Origin of the sequence: Siminovitchia sp. FSL H7-0308, assembly GCF_037980985.1 — a bacterium.
Lineage (GTDB): Bacteria > Bacillota > Bacilli > Bacillales > Bacillaceae_C > Siminovitchia > Siminovitchia thermophila.
This window is the reverse complement of sequence record NZ_CP150282.1, coordinates 3,854,382-3,874,404: the sequence shown is the minus strand read 5'-3', so window position 1 is coordinate 3,874,404 and position 20,023 is coordinate 3,854,382. Positions and strand designations below refer to the sequence as shown.

Annotated in this window: 16 protein-coding genes; 9 read left to right on the top strand and 7 right to left on the bottom strand. The window is 43.4% G+C overall.

The features are described 5' to 3' along the window. Positions 1-200: 200 nt before the first annotated feature. On the top strand, positions 201-2,081 hold the full coding sequence (gene htpG, locus MHB50_RS18135) for a molecular chaperone HtpG (RefSeq protein ID WP_340084423.1): 1,881 nt from the start codon (positions 201-203) through the stop codon (positions 2,079-2,081). 121 nt (positions 2,082-2,202) lie between these two features. Here htpG and MHB50_RS18130 read toward each other — a convergent pair whose 3' ends face one another. Next, positions 2,203-3,603 carry an FMN-binding glutamate synthase family protein gene (locus MHB50_RS18130; RefSeq protein ID WP_339165121.1) on the bottom strand — a complete coding sequence of 467 codons (1,401 nt, stop codon included), beginning with the start codon at positions 3,601-3,603 and terminating at the stop codon, positions 2,203-2,205. Positions 3,604-3,747: 144 nt separating this feature from the next. Here MHB50_RS18130 and MHB50_RS18125 point away from each other — a divergent pair, with 144 nt between their 5' ends. From MHB50_RS18125 to MHB50_RS18105, 5 genes are all read left to right on the top strand, one after another. Further along, positions 3,748-4,557, top strand: coding sequence for a DUF2071 domain-containing protein (locus MHB50_RS18125; RefSeq protein WP_340084422.1), 810 nt, complete (start codon positions 3,748-3,750; stop codon positions 4,555-4,557). 106 nt (positions 4,558-4,663) lie between these two features. Beyond that, positions 4,664-6,241 (top strand): spore germination protein, encoded by a 1,578-nt coding sequence (locus tag MHB50_RS18120; RefSeq protein ID WP_340084421.1) that lies wholly within the window; start codon positions 4,664-4,666, stop codon positions 6,239-6,241. Positions 6,242-6,263: 22 nt separating this feature from the next. Continuing rightward, positions 6,264-7,454: a Ger(x)C family spore germination protein gene (locus MHB50_RS18115; protein ID WP_340084420.1), complete on the top strand. Its 1,191-nt coding sequence runs from the start codon at positions 6,264-6,266 to the stop codon at positions 7,452-7,454. Positions 7,455-7,458: 4 nt separating this feature from the next. Next, positions 7,459-7,677: a hypothetical protein gene (locus MHB50_RS18110; RefSeq protein WP_340084419.1), complete on the top strand. Its 219-nt coding sequence runs from the start codon at positions 7,459-7,461 to the stop codon at positions 7,675-7,677. Between the two features lie 42 nt (positions 7,678-7,719). Beyond that, positions 7,720-8,820, top strand: coding sequence for an endospore germination permease (locus MHB50_RS18105; protein WP_340084418.1), 1,101 nt, complete (start codon positions 7,720-7,722; stop codon positions 8,818-8,820). Positions 8,821-8,975: 155 nt separating this feature from the next. Here the strand turns inward: MHB50_RS18105 and MHB50_RS18100 are convergent, their stop codons facing one another. Then, positions 8,976-10,226 (bottom strand): glycosyl hydrolase family 18 protein, encoded by a 1,251-nt coding sequence (locus MHB50_RS18100; protein WP_340084417.1) that lies wholly within the window; start codon positions 10,224-10,226, stop codon positions 8,976-8,978. Between the two features lie 364 nt (positions 10,227-10,590). Here MHB50_RS18100 and MHB50_RS18095 point away from each other — a divergent pair, with 364 nt between their 5' ends. Continuing rightward, the gene (locus MHB50_RS18095; RefSeq protein WP_340084415.1) at positions 10,591-10,968 is read left to right on the top strand and encodes a helix-turn-helix domain-containing protein; all 378 of its coding nucleotides are present in this window, start codon (positions 10,591-10,593) and stop codon (positions 10,966-10,968) included. A 46-nt stretch (positions 10,969-11,014) separates the two neighbouring features. On the opposite strand, the gene MHB50_RS18090 is transcribed toward MHB50_RS18095, so the two are convergent. The 5 genes from MHB50_RS18090 to MHB50_RS18070 form a co-directional block, all read right to left on the bottom strand. Further along, positions 11,015-11,713: a DUF2306 domain-containing protein gene (locus MHB50_RS18090; protein WP_339165110.1), complete on the bottom strand. Its 699-nt coding sequence runs from the start codon at positions 11,711-11,713 to the stop codon at positions 11,015-11,017. A gap of 122 nt (positions 11,714-11,835) precedes the next feature. Beyond that, a complete protein-coding gene (locus MHB50_RS18085) occupies positions 11,836-12,687 on the bottom strand; it encodes a hypothetical protein (RefSeq protein ID WP_340084413.1) in 852 nt (283 codons plus the stop codon). A gap of 73 nt (positions 12,688-12,760) precedes the next feature. Beyond that, entirely contained in the window at positions 12,761-13,273 is a 513-nt protein-coding gene (locus tag MHB50_RS18080) for a TetR/AcrR family transcriptional regulator (protein WP_339165106.1), read from the bottom strand. Between the two features lie 615 nt (positions 13,274-13,888). Further along, complete coding sequence (locus tag MHB50_RS18075; RefSeq protein WP_077114534.1) at positions 13,889-15,298, bottom strand: LysM peptidoglycan-binding domain-containing protein; 1,410 nt, start codon at positions 15,296-15,298, stop codon at positions 13,889-13,891. Positions 15,299-16,000: 702 nt separating this feature from the next. Beyond that, positions 16,001-16,864: an undecaprenyl-diphosphate phosphatase gene (locus MHB50_RS18070; RefSeq protein WP_077114561.1), complete on the bottom strand. Its 864-nt coding sequence runs from the start codon at positions 16,862-16,864 to the stop codon at positions 16,001-16,003. Between the two features lie 307 nt (positions 16,865-17,171). Here MHB50_RS18070 and MHB50_RS18065 point away from each other — a divergent pair, with 307 nt between their 5' ends. Beyond that, the gene (locus MHB50_RS18065) at positions 17,172-18,059 is read left to right on the top strand and encodes a DMT family transporter (protein ID WP_077114536.1); all 888 of its coding nucleotides are present in this window, start codon (positions 17,172-17,174) and stop codon (positions 18,057-18,059) included. Positions 18,060-18,518: 459 nt separating this feature from the next. After that, entirely contained in the window at positions 18,519-19,856 is a 1,338-nt protein-coding gene (locus MHB50_RS18060; protein ID WP_077114563.1) for a hemolysin family protein, read from the top strand. Positions 19,857-20,023 lie beyond the last annotated feature (167 nt).

Sequence of the window (20,023 nt, the reverse complement as noted above, 5' to 3'; positions counted from 1 at the left end):
ATCGTGAAAATAAAAAAAGTCACTAGTGCTAAAGTAAAGGCAGTAACCATAGATGTAAGTCCGTCTTGTTTTGACATTGCTCCAAACAAGAAGCCCCCTTTCTGTTGACACTTTTCGCTCTCTATGGTATTTCATAAATGATTAGCACTTTCCTGATAAGAGTGCTAGCCATTGATCAAATCGATGAAAGGGGTATACATATGGCGAAGCAGGCGTTTAAGGCGGAATCGAAGCGGCTGTTGGAAATGATGATTCATTCGGTTTATTCCAACAAGGAGATTTTTCTGCGGGAGCTGATTTCGAACGCGAGTGATGCAATTGATAAGATTTATTATAAAGCGTTGACGGATGATTCTTTGGTGTTTGATAAGGACAGTTATTATATCAAAGTAATGGCAGACAAAGATGAGCGCACGTTAACGGTTACGGATACCGGCATCGGGATGACGAAAGACGAGCTGGAATCAAACTTGGGAACGATTGCGAAGAGCGGTTCGTTGGCGTTTAAAAACGAAAATGAAATCCGGGACGGCCATGATATTATCGGCCAATTTGGCGTCGGTTTTTATTCCGCGTTTATGGTGGCGGATCATGTGACGGTCATTACGAAAGCGCTGGGGAGCGACCAGGCGTACAAATGGGAATCGTCCGGGGCTGATGGATTTACGATTGAACCGGTGGAAAAAGAATCGATCGGAACGGAGATTATTTTAAAAATAAAAGAGAATACGGAAGATGAAAATTATGATGAGTATCTTGAAGAGTATCGTTTAAGAGCGATCATTAAAAAGCACTCTGATTTCATTCGCTACCCAATTAAAATGGACGTGACCGAACGCAGGCTGAAAGAAGGCAGCGAGGACGAATACGAAGACTACATCGAGGAACAAACGATTAACAGCATGGTCCCCATTTGGAGAAAAAACAAAAACGAGCTGACCGCGGAGGACTACGAGAATTTTTATCATGAAAAACACTACGGTTTTGATAAACCGATCAAGCATATTCATATCAAAGTCGATGGAACCGTCCGGTATAACGCCATTTTATTTATCCCTGAAAAAATTCCGTTTGATTACTATACGAAAGAGTTTGAAAAAGGGTTGGAGTTATATTCCAATGGCGTCCTCATTATGGAAAAATGCGGAGATTTGCTTCCGGACTACTTCAGCTTTGTAAAAGGGATGGTCGATTCCGAAGATTTATCGCTCAACATTTCAAGGGAAATGTTACAGCAAGACCGGCAATTGAAGTTTATCGCGAAAAATATTAAAAATAAGATCAAAAGGGAACTGGAAAGTCTTCTGAAGGACGATCGGGAGCAATATGAAAAATTTTTCGAGGAGTTCGGCAGACAGCTTAAGTTTGGTGTATATAACAACTTTGGGCAAGATAAAGAAATGCTGCAAGACCTGTTATTGTTCTACTCGTCGAAGGAAAAGAAGCTTGTTACATTAGACGAGTATGTATCTAGAATGGCTGAAGATCAGAAATATATTTATTATGCGACAGGTGAATCGATCGAAAGAATCGCTAAATTGCCGCAAACCGAGCTTGTTGCAGATAAAGGGTATGAAATTCTGTATTTCACTGATGATGTCGATGAATTTGCGATTAAAATGCTCATGAGCTATAAAGAGAAAGGGTTTAAAAGCGTAGCGAGCGGCGATTTGGGCATAGAAGAGGAGCAGGATAAAAAGCAGACGGAATCGGAAGAAAAAGAAAACAAAAAGCTGCTTGATTATATGAAAGAAGTGCTTTCCGGAAAAGTGAAAGACGTGAAAATATCAAAACGGTTGAAATCCCATCCTGTTTGTTTGGCGGCGGATGGTGAAGTATCCATCGAAATGGAAAAAATCCTCAGCGCTATGCCGAACAATGAACAAGTAAAAGCAGACAAAATTCTGGAAATCAACGGAGATCACGATGTATTTCAAGCGTTAAAATCGGCGTTTGACCAAGACCGCGAAAAGGCAAGATTATACACAAACCTGTTATATAATCAGGCACTCCTGATTGAAGGCTTGCCGATTGAAGATCCGGTAGAATTTACAAACAATATGTGTAAAGTAATGGTATAAAAGATTAGGCCTCCCGCTTGAGTCAGGGAGGTCTTTTTGCGGAATAAAAAGGTACGGCCATGATCGGCTTCTTCACGGGTGTCCGGCCGGTAACGGAGACACACATAACAGCCTTCCGTCTTCATCCCCCGTTCCATGGCCGAAACGTATACGGAATTCCGATCATCTTCGCGGTTAACTCATCATATGAGGTCAAATCACTTCTGGAAAGCTCGCTCAAGGATCGCTTTCCCATCGCTCTTAAGGCGATTTTGATTTCTTCGGTGCTGGCTGACAAGAATTTCTCGGTCGTTTTAGCGCCTTCCTCCATATTAAATTGGTTGTTGAACTTGCCTTCGTGCCAAACAACTTGAGTTGGCGGTTCAAAAGGCAATGCCCGGGTGACCTGCGTATGTGATAACGCGAAAAGGATGGCCGATCCCAAGTAAACGGCGTCGGCTCCGAGGGCAAGCACTTTTAAAAAGTGGCCGGGGACCAAAAGTCCACCCGAGATAATTAAACTTACCCGCTTCTGCATTTTTCTTTTTCTTAAATGATTGGATGCCCGGACGACCGCGTGCAACGTCGGGATGCCAAAGTCATCCGACAAAATCGGCGGGCTGGAATGTGTGGCGGCTTGCGCCCCGTCTATCGCGATAACATCAACACCCATTTCCAGCAAGTGATCAATATCTTCTTCAATTTTTCCGCCGGCTCCTATTTTTACCCCTATGGGAACACCGCCCGTTAAACTTCGAAGTTCATCAACAAGCTCCTTGAGGTCTTTTATTGTTTGGTCATCGAAAAAATGTTCATGGATAATGGCGTCTTCATCTTCTTGCAATCCCATGATTTTGCGGGCTTTTCCCGTCAGATTTTCGGGTGATATTTTAGAACCCATCCCCAATTTTGCACCTTGCCCCAGCTTAATTTCAATCATGTCTGCACGCTTAATAATCTGCTCATCTTTTCCCCATTCGGTTTTGGAAAACTGTAAAATGTATTTTCCGGCTTCGTTTAATTCCTCTGATAAAATGCCGCCTTCACCTGAGTTAAGCGCTGTTCCAGAATTGTTGGCGGCTGTTGCCAAAGCGATTCTTGCTTTTTCGCTAAGTCCCACTCCATAAGCCATTCCGCCAATCATGAGAGGTATTTTGATCTTCATTGGCTTTTTGGCCTTTGGTCCAATGGTGACACTTACATCGACTTCTTCTTCGGTGGATACCGCAAAAGGTGTCGTTTGGGCAGGAATAAAGGTAATTGGATCAAAGTGGGGCCAGCTTTTTGAAGATCCAAGCGGCCTGTTCAGAATATCTCCCGTTTCCGCTCGCAAATTATTCTCGAGCGTATTTTGAATACCCATATGTTTTAGACCAGGCAATAATTCAATAATATTTTCTTGGTAGCTGTCTGTGAAAATGATTTTTCCGACCTGTTTTACGATTTGTTTCATTATCCAACGCCAGCCAATGATCAGCAATAAAAATGCCATCAATAAAAAGGCGACGATTCCAAATGTTATATAGGACAACATAATCGGCATGTTCCAGTCCTCCAGCAAGTTTTAGGAGATGTGTCCTTTTATTATGACTCAGAACCGAAAAAACTATGTCTATAAGAAAGCTTGGCATAGAAGCTTGGTCATTCGAGCAAATTAATCTCAATCAAGATGGGAAGGAAACGAAAAATGGGCATATATAAAAAAGGCATACTTGCAACGGCTACAAAGTCCAACATACAGCAAAGCGATACAATGAACATAGATAAAAAGGTCGAACACCGGCCTTGGCCGCTGCCTTCCAATAAGTGGATTATGCGCCAAGTTTGGAGGAACGTATTGTTTCTCCATTGGCCCATCAAGCCCCGATTGATAAGGCCGCATCTTCCGCCTGAGTTGGAGATTGATACTTTTGAAGGTTTTGCCTGGATGGGGATCGTGGCGTTTACAATGAAGGGGATTTATTTTCGCGGGCTGTCGTTCTCTGTTGTTCCACCTTTTCCCGAAGTGAATGTCCGTACATACGTCACTTATAAAGGGAAACCTGGTGTCTTTTTTCTCTCTCTTGATGTAGACGACTGGGCTTCCCTCAACATAGCGAAAAGATGGTATCGCTTGCCGTACAATCCGGCAAACATAGAAGTACGGACTGGAAGAAACGGTGCCATCCAATATAGAAGTGTCCGAAAAGCGGGCAATCCGTTGGCGTTTGATGGAAGCTGCATCCCGGCCAACGATACTTATTTTGCCGAGAGTGGAACACTTGAACATTGGCTTACCGAAAGATATTGCTTTTATACAACCCGGAACGGAAAAGATATTTATCATGGCGACATACATCATCTTCCATGGCCTTTGAAAAAGGTAGATGTTCATATCAATCAACATACTCTCTTTTCCACATTCGATATTCGTGTTTCCAACGATCCTCCCATCGCTCATTTCTCGCAAGGAGTGGATTCACTGATGTGGAATGGAAAAAGATTAAAGATGGACTAGCCTTCTGTTCATTTTTCAAAAATCCTCATAACAGTTTCTGTTATCACTGTATAAAAAATCCCATTTGTAAAAAGATAAAAGAAAGGTTGAATGGAGGGGAATTGGCTTGATTCGGAATGTGCAGAAGTTGTTAAGGAAAAAACGCAAAAAACAACCGGCGAATCATGTGCAAATTCCCAAGCCTCAAGAGGCTCTGTTTGAAGATTTCAACAAAAACGTTGAATTATTCCGTTCGATTTACAACAATTGTTCCGATGTCGTATTTCGGGAGTTCCGTTTGTTTGGCAATGTGCAAGCGATGATTATCTATATTGAGGGGCTTACCGATACGGAAAAAATTGATAATCATGTGATTTCTCCATTGATGCAGAAAAAGGACCCAAAGCCGCAGCAACCAAGCATTGGGTTTATTGAAAACAACATATCCGTATCTAAGACAAAGAAACTGAGCCTATGGGCAGATTGCATCGAATCCATTTCGGGAGGCAGCTCCATTTTGCTGATGGAGGGGGAGAAACAAGCCCTCTCTTTAGGCTTAACGAAGTTTGAATCCCGGGCGATAGAGGAGCCCGAGGCTGAAAAAGTGTTAAGGGGACCGCGTGAGGGATTTATTGAATCTCTTCAGGTAAATACGGCTATGCTGAGGCGCATTATTAAAAGTCCCGCACTTAAAATACAATCCATCAAATTAGGCAAATATTCAAAAACCAGCGTTGTGTTGGCTTATATTAACGGGATTGCAAACCCGACATTAATTAAAGAAGTTGAAAATCGGTTAAAAAGAATTGATATTGATGGCTTTATTGACACTAACTATGTCGAAGAGATGATTGAAGACAATCCATTCTCCCCTTTTCCTCAACTAATGGCAACCGAACGTCCGGATGTGGTCAGTTCCAATATACTGGAAGGACGGGTAGCCATTTTGGCAGAAGGGACTCCATTTGCTTTGATTGCGCCAATTACGTTTTTTTCAATGCTGCAGGCGCCTGACGATTATTACGAACGTTACATTATCGGCACGGTTATTCGTTGGCTCCGTTATATATTTCTGTTTATTTCACTTGTGCTTCCTTCCCTTTATGTAGCTATTACGAGTTTTCATCAGGAAATGATACCGGACCCTTTGCTGCTCAGTATTGCGGCTTCGAGAGAAAGCGTTCCTTTTCCTGCATTAGTAGAAGTGATGATCATGGAATTGATGCTGGAAGCATTGCGTGAAGCGGGTGTCAGGCTGCCTAATCAGATTGGCGCCGCGGTCAGTATAGTCGGGGCCCTCGTCATTGGGCAAGCGGCAGTTCAGGCAGGATTGGTGTCGGCTCCGATGGTGATCGTTGTGGCGACGACAGGAATCGCATCCTTCATGTACCCCCATTATATTCTGGGATATTCTATACGGCTTCTTCGCTTTCCAATGATCATTCTGGCGGCGACTCTGGGCCTGCTCGGCATCATGATGGGGATATTGGCCATTATCATACATTTATGTACATTAAGATCTTTTGGAGAACCTTACTTGGCACCGCTGGCGCCGCTGAAGAAGCACGAATTGAAAGATGTCCTGTGGCGGGCGCCCATATGGGAGATGGATAAGCGCCCACATTTCGAAAAAGACATGAACGAATATCGGCAAGCACCAAACCAAAAGCCTGGGCCGCTAAGGGGAGGGGAAGGCGAACATTAAGGAATGAAGTGAGGAAAATAGCATGAGGAGCCCATATATAACGAAGGCAATTGTTTGTATCATTTTGCTGGCCATGATTGTTTTATTGAGCGGCTGCTGGGACAAGATAGAAATTGACGAACTATCTATTGTGACAGCAACGGCGATTGATAAACATGATGACGGGCAGGTGGAAATTTCCCTAGAGATCTTTATTCCAAAATCAATGAGTGGAAGCAGTCAAGGAGGAGGAGGCGGAGCAGAGAGCGGCGGTGGACAGACAACGATGGTCGTATCTCACAAAGGGAAGAATATGGCCGATGCTCTGTCGAAGCTGGAAGCAGAGCTGCCGCGCAGGATCTTTTGGGGCAGCTGTAAAGTATTTATTTTTGGCACAGCTGCCGCAAAAGATGGGATACAACATTATCTGGATTTCCTTCTTCGGCATCCGCAGCCAAGGGAACGGGCTTTTGTATTTGTCAGTGAAGGAAAAGCAAAGAAAATAATCGAACAAAAAGCGGTCATAGAACGCTATTCGGCGGAAACGATTCATAAGAAGGCTGATACAGGTCATGGTCTGACCATCACACTTCAGGATTTGGAGAAAATGATTACGGATGAAGATCAAGGTGCCGGTCTCCCTTATTTAAAATTAAAAAATGAACAAACAAGTACGGGGAAAGTTTCAAAATTACCAAATATACATGGAATTGCCGTATTTAAAAATGAGAGTATGGTTGGAATAATTTCCGAATCGACAACAAGAGGATTACTATGGCTGAGAGGAGAAGTTGAAGAGTACACTGTTTATGTCAAACCGAAAAATGAACAAGGGGTAGTATCCATCGTGCCGGTATTGACTAGAGTAAATTTAACTCCAAAAATTCAAGGCGGGAAATGGAAAATAATCGTAAATATCAAAACAGAAGGTATGGTCGTTCAAAATAATACAGATTTGGACCTGGCTCATAAAAGCTCGGAAAAAAAGGTCCAACAAGCCTATCGGCAAAAGATCCAACAGAGAGTGACAGCAGCCATAAACGAATCACAAAAGCTGGAAGCAGATATCGTTCATTTTGGGAAGGAATTCCACCGGAAATATCCCGAACAGTGGAAAAAAGTTGAAAATCGCTGGCAAGAAGTGTTCCCACATGTACAAACGGAACTGGTCATTGAAGCACATATTCGCAGGCCGGGATACATTCATAAACCGATAAAAACAGAGGAAAGGTGAAAGCATGATGGCGTGGGGAAGTTTTTTTGGCACAATGATGATCGTTTTGGTGATCATGTTCCTACAATGGCCAAAAATGAAACAAAATTCCAAGAAAGATAAAGCGGCTTTTATCGTTCTACTCATGATTGCACTCCTATTATCCATGTTTGATCTTCAACATTTGAAAGGTCCCGTCACACTAGTGGACGTCATATTTCAACCGCTTGGCAAGTTTTTATAAAGCGCATGCTGTTTCATCATTTTGGTGAGGGAAGTGGACGTAATGGAAAAAGGAAAAATTTCAGCTTTACAAATGGCCATGCTGCTTTATCCTACCATTCTTGCCACAGCGATCCTTTCGATGCCTGCTATTACAGCCAAATATGCAGGGAATGATTTATGGATATCCTCTACTATTTCGTCTTTTATTGGTTTTTTGACTGTGTATATCGCAGTCCGGCTTCATAATATATATCCCGGAAAAACAGCCATTCAAATTTGTGAAGACATCGCCGGTCGAATACCCGGAAAAGTAATCGGCTTCATTATTCTTTACTTTTATATCCAAAGTACAGGATTGATAACGAGATCATACAGCGAATTTATAGTTTCCTCTTTTTTGTTTAAAACACCTCAGATCGTTGTGATTTCATTAATGGTGTTACTTTGCGCTTTTTGTATACACGGGGGTTTGGAAGTACTGGGAAGAGCTGGCCAACTGCTTTTCCCTCTCTTGGTAGTGCCCCTTTTCGCCGCCATTTTGTTTTTGGCTAGGGATTTTGAATTTGGGAATATATTGCCGGTTCTTGATAAAGGGATAGTGCCGCCTCTTAAGGGCTCAGTTGCGCCGGCTGGATGGTTTGCGGAATTTTTCTTAATTGCCTTTCTGCTTCCTTTTTTATCAGATAAGAAAAAAGGAATGAAGTATGGAATGACCGCGGTATTAAGCGTCATGATAACAATTGTGTTCGTTGATTTACTTGTTCTTTTTGTACTGGGAGCTACGACCGCCAACAAGGTGTACCCTTTGATGAATGTTGTCCGCTATGCAAAATTATCCGGTTTTTTCGAAAATATGGAAGCTGTTGTGATGGCTGTATGGATTGTAGGCGCATTTGTTAAAATATCCGTGTTTTACTATGCGGGCGTATTGGGAACAGCTCAATGGCTGAATCTTTCCGATTATCGGCCGATTATATGGCCTGTGGGGATCTTTGTCGTGCAATTTTCTTTTTGGGCAGAGGAGAGCATGATGGATTTAACTCATTACTTAGTTGTTGTATTTCCGTTTTTTTCGGTTTTTGTTCAGGTGATTATTCCGGCGCTCCTGCTGATGATCGCTTTTTTCCGAAGGGAGAAAGTGAGGCCAAAAACGCAAAAATGACGTTTAAAGAACGTGAATATATTTTGAGTCAAATAATACCTAGATTCAACAAAAAGCACTTCAGGCCTCTCATTCGCCTGAAGTGTTTTTTTATGTGTGAATCTCTATTGTGGCTCCGGTCTTGGCTTTCACGTCCGCCATTTGGGGTAATGCTTTTATCTCTTTTTAAAAAATTCTCGTACAAGATACCCGGATTGTGGAAAGTGAAGTCCAAGCTGCCATGAGCCGACACCTCTGATTCGGTATTGGACTGCCAGTTGAAACTTGGCGGCGCGCGCCCTTACATCTTCAAACCAAACGACATGCCTTTTGCCTGATTCATCCCAGTAAGTGTAGTGCGGCTGTTCAAATTCGGCGGAGTATTGGATAGGGACCTGGTATCTCATCGCAGTCGCAATGGCATTGGATACGGAAAAAGCCCTTGCGCTTATCACATCCCCATTGGCCATGGTCCAGTTATATCCGTACCGTGGAACTCCGAGCACAATTTTATCTCGTCCCATTTTAGTCAGTGCATAATCCAGCGTTTTTCGCACCTCTGTTATGGGAGCAACCGGACCAGGAAGGCTGCTCGCTTCATGAAAGTCATAGGCCATGATAAAGACAAAATCCACCGCGGCGCCGATCCCTCCATAGTCAAAGCCCCGCAGCCATGGAATATCATCGGATGTTTTGGCGGGTACGGCGACGGAAAGCTGGTATCCTTCCGGTTTTAAGCGATCTCGGAGTGCTGCCAAAAAGCCTGTATATAAATCCCGTTCACTCTCAAGGATCCTTTCAAAATCGACATTGACCCCGGCATATCTTTTGCTTTTCACGAGGTTGTATATATTGTCGATGACGCGCTGTCTTAGTTGGGGATCGTTTAACACTCTTCTCGTCAGTTCGGGGCTGAACCCGGTTTCTGTCAAATTGGTGATGACGACGATCGGCCTTGACTTATTTTCCCAAATAAGACTAATAAGCTGCTCATCGTTCAAGGTACTTAAACTGCCATTTGGTAAAATATGGTATTCAAAAATGCCGAAGTTGGAGATAAGCGGCGCGAAGGTTTGTACATTCCTCCGGTTTCTTTCAGGGGTGGAAGGCGTTAAATAACTTAGTCCTTCTTCAGAATACTTTTCCCGTGGAGGCAAGTATAGCTCCATACCTATCGTTAGTTGATCAGATGGCAATCCATTATATAGCCGTATCGTTTCCGCCGGGATGAATGCCAGTTGAGCAATTGAGAAGAGGCTGTCCCCCGGCTGGACGATATACAAATTGGAGGGAATCAATAAATCCTGTCCGGGAACAAGCCGGTCCGTCCTCAAGCCGTTCGTTATTCGCAAACTCTCCATGGTAATCCGGAACTTTGCCGCGATAGAGAACAAAGAATCTCCTATTTTTACGACATAAATAAACATACGGCACCCCATTTCCTTGCAATCGGTAATCGCTCATACACCATGTATATTCGGCTGGATTGTTGTTATGAACAAGCAAGGGGGAGATTTTTATAAAATGAAAAACAGGCTAAGATTAGTGGGTAAGGTCATCGACGGATGACTTTGCCCACTATATTTCTTTTTAGAGTTATAGTGAGAAGTGAAAGAAAGTCCGACCGAAGCCTCGGGGATTGCGAATCCGAATGATAAACTGGGCTTCTTCACTTTCATTTTTGAATCAGGTTTAAGTATGTTGGGGCCATAGAGCTCGTGTATAGGAAATTGGAATCGAAATGAATAAGTGGAGATCTTTCAAATAATCAAGAAGAGAGGGGCAAAAATATTGGGATTAGTCATCGCTTTAGATATCTCTATGGGGAAAAGCTACAAAGTCACCTATGATGATCAAACTTGTCTTTCGGAAGGAGAAATTATTCACAATAAGGAGGGTTTTCAAGCGTTGCTAAGAAATGTGTTGGAACGAGCGTTTTTATCGGCCCGTGGCAGAAAAAATCGCCTTTCAGCAGATCATTTTCCTGCTGCACTCAAAGGCTTTATGAAAAGGAAGCCTGCTTCATCACTTTCATTAAAGGACATTGAGAAAGAAATGATAAAAAGAGCGCTGAGTGAAACAAAAAATGTCAAGGAAGCATCGAAACGGCTGGGGATCGCTAGAAGTACGCTCTATCGAAAAATGAAAGAATGGGAGATTGGGATGTAAACAAAAACGTCCGTTGCCACGTATGCTGTGGCCACGGAAACTTTTTCTATCCAGTCACGTTTGCTTTTGGTTGATTAAATTTTTTAGTGTAATAGGCGGAAAGGCCAATAATGACAGGCGTTAATAGAATGGTAGGCAGAAACCACAGCAATATGCTGACAGATTCAATATTTAATAAGCGCGGTGCTCCAAAAACGGTAAATGCCGTAATTGTTGCAATGGAACAGCCGAGCATGCCGCTAAGATGTTCAAACCACCAATGCATTTTTCGGGCCGGTTTAGAGAGCCAATACCTCAATTGGATGGATGCCAGAAAAATCCCGAGCAGCGGAAACCAAGCCAGCAAGGAAAAATCATGCACGAAACCGTAAATGCTGATTCCAATCGCCGATACGAACAGCGTAACAGAAAACCCTACATCAAGCCAATGCCGATGCCTCTCTGTCCTCCTTTTAAAACGAAGCACCCGAATTCCGTAATAGGCTGTTGAAGAGCTTAAAATCGCAATAAAAATTAAAAACAAGGAAAAGGAAATAAGTTCTGGTGAACTGCTTGGATCCAAAATGCGGAAGACGCCCATATAAAAGGCGGAAACAGATACGATGCTCATGCCGATCACATAAATCCATCCGGAAACAACGTGAACTTTTCCACCTTTTTTCGTCACTACCGGAACCCAAAAAGTAAATAAAGCCGTAAAACCTCCCACGATATGCAGTATTCTCATGAGAATAAACAATGTCACTGAAATTCCTCCTATGTAAAACGGTGTAGGTGTATTGTAACAAGTTTTGCTGAGAAAAGTGTATTCCGAAACATGGAATCTATAAGTCAAAGGGGAGACTGCCCCCCCTCTTCGGTTTTTTCTTAATCAAAAAGATGTTTGCGATCCATCCGCTCTTTCATATTACCTAAAAAGACAACAAATGAAAGAACTGCCATACCAAACCAAACGAGCAGCATAATCGCAGCCAGCACGGGCAGAATTGTCAACTCGAATACCGATCGTCCCATCCCGGTTTGTAATCCGATCAGCACAATGGCCGACATCCAGGCGATACCGCCGATATGAGTCCCTCCTTTTTTAAAACGGCTGCTTGCTTGAGAGTGTTGCAGGAGCCAACCGGGTATAAGCAATGTCTGTAGCGCATGATATCCAATCCCATGTAGGACGATGAGATTTCCAGTATCACCTATGAGCCTGCCTTGCAGCAAACTCATCACTAATCCGGCCATATTGGCTATTAAAACGGAGAGAAAAGCATAACGGATTGCCAAGATAAACGAATTTGATTTGATGCGAAAAAACCGTACTGTAAGTATCAGGCCTAATAGGATCAGCAATAAAGAAACAACGCCAAATAGTGCTCCGGCGACGAGATCAATCACCGAGCCTTCTCGTGAAAACCGGGGGTTGATTCCACGAAAATGCTGCACTGTTTCAACTCCATATGCATATAAAGCCCCTACGATAAACATCCAGCGTACAATCTTTCTTTTGCGCTCTTTATATTCTGTAAAAGGCAAAATGGCGGCGACCGACAAGAAAAAAATACCAATAGCCGCATTAAAGGAAAAGGCATCCTGTAAGTTTCCTTCAGGCCAAACGATTGGCCCTCTTGCCAAAATGACAACCGCTATCGCTGCTGCCAGTAAAAAGCCGATCATACTTGTGACAACAAGCCATTTCTCACCTTCAAACAGCCGATGATTGGACATGAAAACACCCTCTTTTCTCGTTTTATTTATCAATAAATAAATGATTTGGTAAAAAAAGAGCAAATGTTTATTTTTATTGCTCCAATTCCGCGACAATTTGTGGTAAATCCAATACTTCCGTTACCGTGATCAACAGCCCAGTACTGATAAAATGGGAGGCTATATTTTTGGCATCGGGAATTCCTGCCTGGTTAAACTTTACTGTAAGAGACTCCCACATCTTCAAAAACAAATGGCGGACATGTTCCCGGATTCCTTTTTCCGGAATAGCATAAGCCTGCATGACCAATAAAACTTCTTTCCGGTGAGTTTCGACCACCTCCGCAAATGCGCAACCCATCGCTTCGAGCAGTTGATCGGCTGGGGCCTCGACTTTAGCAAACAAATCATAAATCCGGTTAAAAGCACGGTCAATGACAGCTTTGAATAACTCTTCCTTGTTTTTAAAAAAGTGAAATACATACGGCTGAGTGACTCCTGCTTCCTTGGCAACAAGCGCAGTGGTCGCCTTATAATACCCCCTTTCAGAGAAAACACCAACGGCATTTTCAATAATGACCTCTTTTTTATCTTCACGAACAGCCACTAAGAATCATCCTTTGCGATTTTTATTTATCAGTCAATAAATAAATTATAAATTCCGTTTATGTTATTGTCAATCCAAGATTCATTCTTGCCAATGAATTTGGGTAGGAGAGGCCCTGTATCAGGATGTGCTTGAGTTAGTTCAATGCGGCGGCATTCAAATATAATGACGGGTAAGACGGGCGTCCTATACAGCAATAAAAAGCTTGTAGAAAAAAACACCCATTTTTTCTCTACAAGCTGGCGAAAAAGGTTACGGTCAGTTTCCAGATGTAATAAGCGCAAAGGGGCGCAAGTTAGGATCAATGGCGATCATTTTTTGTGATTTTTTCAGATGATATAGCATGAAATTTACTGCGATGGCATCAAAAAGCTTTCGCTTCTCCGTTTCCTGTTTCATACGTAAAGTCAATAAAGCCCTCTCAGCCGAATGCGTTTAAGTGGTTCAGCGAAACCGTTAACTAGCTGGCTTTCCGAACGTCCAGATTTTCCCCGAGGATTAACAAATATATGCGAAGGCCAACTCCATCCATAAAGCGCACGAGAGAAGCTTTCGTACCCCCGCATACTTCATTAGTTGGCTGATGCGGAGATTGGAAAGAAATGTGTAAAAGACCTACGTTTTTCTTACGATAAAGTTATCTTCAAGCAGAAGCCAGTTTTGCGGAAACGGGTAGCCGAGAACCCAGTAACTAATGCCCCGCAAACCATATTCTTTTACCAAGTTAAATTTGGCTTGGGCACTTCTCGCGTCCTCAAACCAAACTTCATGCCGACGCCCTTGTTGGTCTGTGTATCGGAAAAACGGACTTTGAGCCCTTTCATCGTATTGAATGGAGGCTCCGTGTGCAACCGCGCGGCGTATGGCTTCCTGCATATCAAACGTTTCTGCTTCCTGCCCTTGAACGTGGGGGAGCAGCCAGTCTCTGGCATAAAGCTGGAAGCCCATCATTATTTTATTTCTTGGTATGACCGTAACGGCATAATCTATGACACGGCGAATTTCATTGAGAGGTGATATGGCCATCGGCGGTCCCAGTCGATAACCCCATTCATAGGTCATGAGGATGACAAAGTCGACAATTCTTCCGTGTGCTGGATAGTCGTGTGCTTCATACAAAAGCCCCTTTTGCGTTCCGCTCGTTTTGGGAGCGAGAGCAGTCGAAACGAAATAACCGAGTGGATGCAGGCGATTTACAGCTTTTTGTAAAAATTGATTGTATGACTCCCTGTCTGTCTGCCTTACATTTTCAAAGTCGATGTTCAGGAGGCGATATCCCTTATCATTCATGATTTGAATGATATTGGTTAATAGGCGGTCCTGGAGTTCCGTGCTTGACAAGATCGTATGTGCCAATGTCGTTCCGGGATCACGGAAAGTAAAGTTTGTAACACACATCATCGGGACGACACGTTCTTCAACAGCAGCTTGAATGGCCGGCACATCGTTAATGGGTTCAAGTCCCCCGTCAGCCTTCATAATATAGGCAAAAGGACACATATAAGTAAGATGTTCCCCTACTTCCCGTACCTCCCGGGCACCCGTTTCTCCCATATTAATGATATAGGCATTCACATCAATGACAGGTTTGGGAAAAGGGATCGTCAGTACTGTGCCGGCAGTAATCAAGTTCGGATCTTCAATTTGATTTTGCGTGACAATTTGCTGCACCGTCGTACCGTACCGCTGGGCGATCTGCCATAACGTTTCACCGGTCTGTACCGTGTGTACCCGCGCCGGGATCACTAGCACATCCCCTACTTGGATGACAGAAGGATCGGCCAATTGATTCGCACGTACGATCGCATCCAGCGGAACGAGATACCGTTGAGCGATTTGCCAAAGTGTCTCACCCCGCCGGACGATGTGTTGGATGGCCCCAACTGGTATTACAAGCGCCTGGCCAACAACAAGCCGATTCGGGTCCGGCAACTCATTCACCGAAGCAATTTGTGAAATCGTGCTCCTATAGCGGCGGGCGATCTCATTTAACGTCTCTCCTCGTGCAACGACATGAATCATCATACATATCCACTCCTAAACAAGTTCATATGAATAATGTATGCGGAAAAAACCTCAGCAAGAATAAAAAGAACCGTTGCAATTAGGGAGAATACCATGGCTGCTTAAAACTGTATAGTACAAAACGAAAATACTCGTGGGTGAGTGGGAATGTCTGCGAATGAGTGGGCATACCCGCGCATAGAGGAAAATACCCGCGCATAGAGTGAAATACCCGCGTATAGAGGAAAATACCCGCGTATAGAGTGAAATATCCGCGTATAGAGGAAAATACCCGCGTATAGAGGAAAATACCCGCGCATAGAGGAAAATACCCGCGTATAGAGTGAAATCCCCGCGCATAGAGGAAAATACCCGCGTATAGAGTGAAATATCCGCGTATAGAGGAAAATACCCGCGCATAGAGGAAAATACCCGCGTATAGAGTGAAATATCCGCGTATAGAGGAAAATACCCGCGTATAGAGTGAAATCCCCGCGTATAGAGGAAAATACCCGCGTATAAGGGAGAATACCCGCGCATAGAGTGAAATCCCCGCGTATAGAGTGAAATACCCGCGCATAGAGGAGAATACCCGCGTATAGAGTGAAATCCCCGCGTATAGAGGAAAATACCCGCGTATAGAGTGAAATCCCCGCGCATAGAGAAAAATACCCGCGTATAACGAAAGAAACGCCCGGCTTCAAGCCGCGCGTATGTTATAGCTTATCTGATACTTATATATATGACCATGATAACGGTGGCAAGCAAGATCCGGTAAATCGCAAATGGAATTAGTTTGATCCGGTTGATGAGCGCCAAAAAGAAGCGGATAGAAATCCAGGCAAAAATGAACGCACTAATAAATCCGACCGCAAAAAAAGGAATAACATCCGCCGTCAGCACGTCCATTTTCTTTAACAAAGAAACGGCGCTGGCTCCGGCCATGATCGGAACGGCCATAATAAAAGTAAAATCGGCGGCTGCCCTGTATTGTAGGCCAAGTAGCACTCCGCCCGAAATGGTTGAACCGGAACGAGAAAAGCCGGGCCACAAGGCGATGCACTGAAATAAACCAATGAGCAAAGCTTGCTTGTAATTGATGCCATCTAGCGGAACGCCTTCATGGGAGCCTTTGGTCCGGACTTCCCGCTGTACTTTCCAGTCAGCAAGAATCATTAATATCGCTCCTCCGACAAGCCCAATCAGAACCGTTTCGACCGAAAACAAATATGTATCGATGAAATCCTCGAACAACAGCCCCAAAATCATTGCGGGAATCAACCCGACAATCACATGTGTTAAACGGAGCCGACTCCCTTCCATCGGAACTTTTGATGAGCTGCGCTTGTTAATACCGATCAAACTTAATAGCCGTTCCCAAAATACGATCACGGCCGCCATGACCGAACCGAACTGGATGACAACTTTAAACGTATTAGCCACTTCTTGGGATTCCAGCAATTCAGCAGATTTTAATAACATATCATCCACAATAATCATATGCCCCGTAGATGAAACAGGAGCAAACTCTGTCAGCCCCTCCACAAGGCCGAGTATCAATGCAACGATTAAATCCCAAATGTTCACGAAATAAATCCTCACTTTCTGTACGGATTCTCTCATTATAGCATTCTATATTTAAATATATGATGGTAAAATGAGAAATTGTCCATAAGGTTGCTAAACTCGCGATGAACAGAGTAATATGAAGGAAACAATATGTTTGGGAGGTGTCAAGAAGATGAGATTATATTTTGATCTTTTTGAAAACGACCAGCCTGCAACTATTCATCCTGAGTCGAGGGGTGAATAGGCGCTTTCCAACTTAAGCCTCCTCGTCTTGGGAAAATACTTTTACAACATTTTCCTATTAAAAGACGGAGGTATGCAATCTATGAAGAAAAGTATCATCGGAGCGATCTGTTTATCATTGGCGGCAAGTATGTGGGGCGGTATGTATGTCGTCAGTAAATATGTACTCGATTTTATTCCGCCGTTTACACTTGTCTGGCTGCGTTACATGATTGCGTTTATTTTTTTGTATGCCATTTTATTTGCCGTTCAGAAAAAAAGTGGTCAACGCCAGATGATGGCAAAAACAGATTGGCTTTTGCTTGTCTGGATTGGATTTATCGGTTACTTTGTGTCCATCTCATTCCAATTTATTGGGACAAAATTATCCGATGCCCATACGGGATCTTTAATTACTTCGGCTACGCCGGCGTTTATCGTCATTTTTGCGAGGTGGGTGTTAAAGGAAAAAATTACGCCGCGAAAACTCATTTCCATGGTGCTGGCGACATTGGGCGTCACGATTGTGATCGGATGGGATTTTCATGTCGGCGACTATTTCTGGGGTAGTTTGATCCTTGTTGGAGCGGCCGTTACGTGGGCGTTATTGTCGGTTTACGTAAAAGTTGCGTCAAAACGGCTGTCGTCATTGACCACCACAACCTATGCCATTTTATTTGCGCTCGTCTTTACGACGCCGGCCATGCTGTGGGAGCTTCAAGCCAATGACATTTTTTATGAAAGCCCGCTCGTTATTTTCGGCATCCTGTACTTAGGCATTGTTTCGACTGCCGGGGCCTTCTTTCTTTGGAATAAAGGCTTGGAGCTGATGGATGCGGGAGTCGGCTCATTGTTTTTCTTTTTCCAGCCGATTGTCGGGTCTTTCCTCGGCTGGCTGCTTTTAAACGAACAATTAAACGCCAATTTTTTTATTGGTGGTGCATGTATTGTGCTGGGAGTTGTCATCATCACTTTCCAAAAAGAAGGGTGAAACCGTTTTATGGTTTCCCCTTTTATTTTCAAATGGGAACGTACACAGTCAATTGTAGTAAAATATGAATATTCTACGTATAATAAAGCAACTTCCTGCTCTGAAAACTGCGTTCACAAAGGTTTCTTTATGTAAAAAGAAGAAAAAGTGGTATATTGATTAAAAAAATAGAAAATGGTGGCGTTGCCATGGCAGAGCTTTGTCGAAAATGCGTAGGGTACCCGTCTTTTGGATGATACAAACAAATGGCTTTCCGATGGATGGTGAAACGTTTGTTGTCACGTGCCTTGACCGCTTGCGGTTTCATAATTGAAAAAGAATTTTACAAAATAAATCACTAAAAAAGCAGATGTTTTTCATATTAATAGTATAATATATGTATAAAGAATGTCCGGGTACGCGCCGGACAAAAAATTTCTTAATCAGGAGGTGTACACCTTTCTTTGAAAGGTGATCCATTTGGACGTTGTCAGTTTATTGTTGATTGTCATTTTAATTGGATTAACCGCGTTTTTCGTTGCGACGGAGTTTGCCATCGTTAAAATTAGGAGTTCACGAGTTGATCAGCTCGTCGAAGAAGGCAAACCGGGGGCGAAGGTGGCCAAGCATGTTACTACGCACATAGATGAATATCTATCCGCATGCCAGCTCGGCATTACGGTCACGGCTTTGGGAATAGGTTGGCTTGGTGAACCGGCTGTAAAATCATTATTGGATCCGTTGTTTCAAAAAATGGCGGTCGGAGCTTCCGTCTCCCATATTTTATCGGTTACGCTTGCGTTTTTCATCATTACCTTTTTGCATGTCGTTGTGGGGGAGCTGGCGCCCAAAACCGTTGCGATCCAAAAATCCGAGATGGTCACGCTGCTTGTTGCCAAACCGATTAAATGGTTTTATAAAATCATGTTTCCATTTATCTGGGCGTTAAATGGCTCGGCCCGACTGCTGGTGAGGATGTTTGGTCTGGAGCCGGTGGCTGAACACGAAGTGTCCCACTCCGAAGAAGAGCTTCGAATCATTCTTTCTGAAAGTTTTAAAAGCGGTGAGATCAATCAGACGGAACTGACGTATGTGAACAATATATTTAAATTTGATAATCGGATTGCAAAGGAAATTATGATTCCCCGAACGGAAATGATTTCGTTTTCAACGGAAGATCAAATGGAAGATTTGCTCGGGGTCATCAAGGATGCCAAATTTACTCGTTATCCCGTTTATGAAGGCGACAAGGATAACATTATTGGAATTATAAACATAAAAGATATGCTGCTCGCACAGATCAAGGATCCCAAGGTAGATATGAAAGCGGATATTACACAGTTCATAAAGCCTGTAATCGTTGTGATTGAGACGATCCCGATCAGTGAGCTGCTCTTAAAGATGCAGCGGGAACGCACACATATGGCAATTCTGCTGGATGAATATGGTGGAACTTCCGGCCTGGTCACCGTCGAAGACATCGTTGAGGAGATCGTCGGCGAAATCCGGGATGAATTTGACGCAGACGAGGTTCCAGATGTGACAAAAATTGCGGACGACCACTATTCATTCAATGGTAAAGTACTCATTCATGAGGTGAATGACTTACTTGGAACAAATCTGTCAGATGAAGAAGTGGATACACTCGGTGGTTGGATTTTATCGCAAAAATTCGATGCGCAAGAGGGGGAAGTGCTTCATTTTGACGGATTCAGCTTTAAAGTAAAAGAGTTGGATGGGCATCAAATCCAAATTGTCGAGGTTCTGAAAGAAAATGCCCCGAAACTGGAGACGTTGCAATACCAGAATGAAGGTTAATCGATTTCGGAGGGAAAACGCCTGTCACACTGAGGTGACCCCTAAAAGTTAAAGTGATATGGTAAGCAGTCTATTGGCTGGAATGAAGACGGTACTAAGCCGGACTCATGCCAGCCCATTTCTGTTTGAGGCGTTTAGTATAGCGGTAATGATGTATGTCTCAATGT

What these genes read in the sequence shown, in the direction of transcription:
- MHB50_RS18105 (WP_340084418.1), top strand. Translation starts at nt 7,720, where the DNA reads ATGGAAAAAGGAAAAATTTCAGCTTTACAAATGGCCATGCTGCTTTAT.
- MHB50_RS18085 (WP_340084413.1), bottom strand. Translation starts at nt 12,687, where the DNA reads ATGTCCAATCATCGGCTGTTTGAAGGTGAGAAATGGCTTGTTGTCACA.
- htpG (WP_340084423.1), top strand. Translation starts at nt 201, where the DNA reads ATGGCGAAGCAGGCGTTTAAGGCGGAATCGAAGCGGCTGTTGGAAATG.
- MHB50_RS18125 (WP_340084422.1), top strand. Translation starts at nt 3,748, where the DNA reads ATGGGCATATATAAAAAAGGCATACTTGCAACGGCTACAAAGTCCAAC.
- MHB50_RS18115 (WP_340084420.1), top strand. Translation starts at nt 6,264, where the DNA reads ATGAGGAGCCCATATATAACGAAGGCAATTGTTTGTATCATTTTGCTG.
- MHB50_RS18110 (WP_340084419.1), top strand. Translation starts at nt 7,459, where the DNA reads ATGATGGCGTGGGGAAGTTTTTTTGGCACAATGATGATCGTTTTGGTG.
- MHB50_RS18065 (WP_077114536.1), top strand. Translation starts at nt 17,172, where the DNA reads ATGAAGAAAAGTATCATCGGAGCGATCTGTTTATCATTGGCGGCAAGT.
- MHB50_RS18100 (WP_340084417.1), bottom strand. Translation starts at nt 10,226, where the DNA reads ATGTTTATTTATGTCGTAAAAATAGGAGATTCTTTGTTCTCTATCGCG.
- MHB50_RS18075 (WP_077114534.1), bottom strand. Translation starts at nt 15,298, where the DNA reads ATGATGATTCATGTCGTTGCACGAGGAGAGACGTTAAATGAGATCGCC.
- MHB50_RS18130 (WP_339165121.1), bottom strand. Translation starts at nt 3,603, where the DNA reads ATGCCGATTATGTTGTCCTATATAACATTTGGAATCGTCGCCTTTTTA.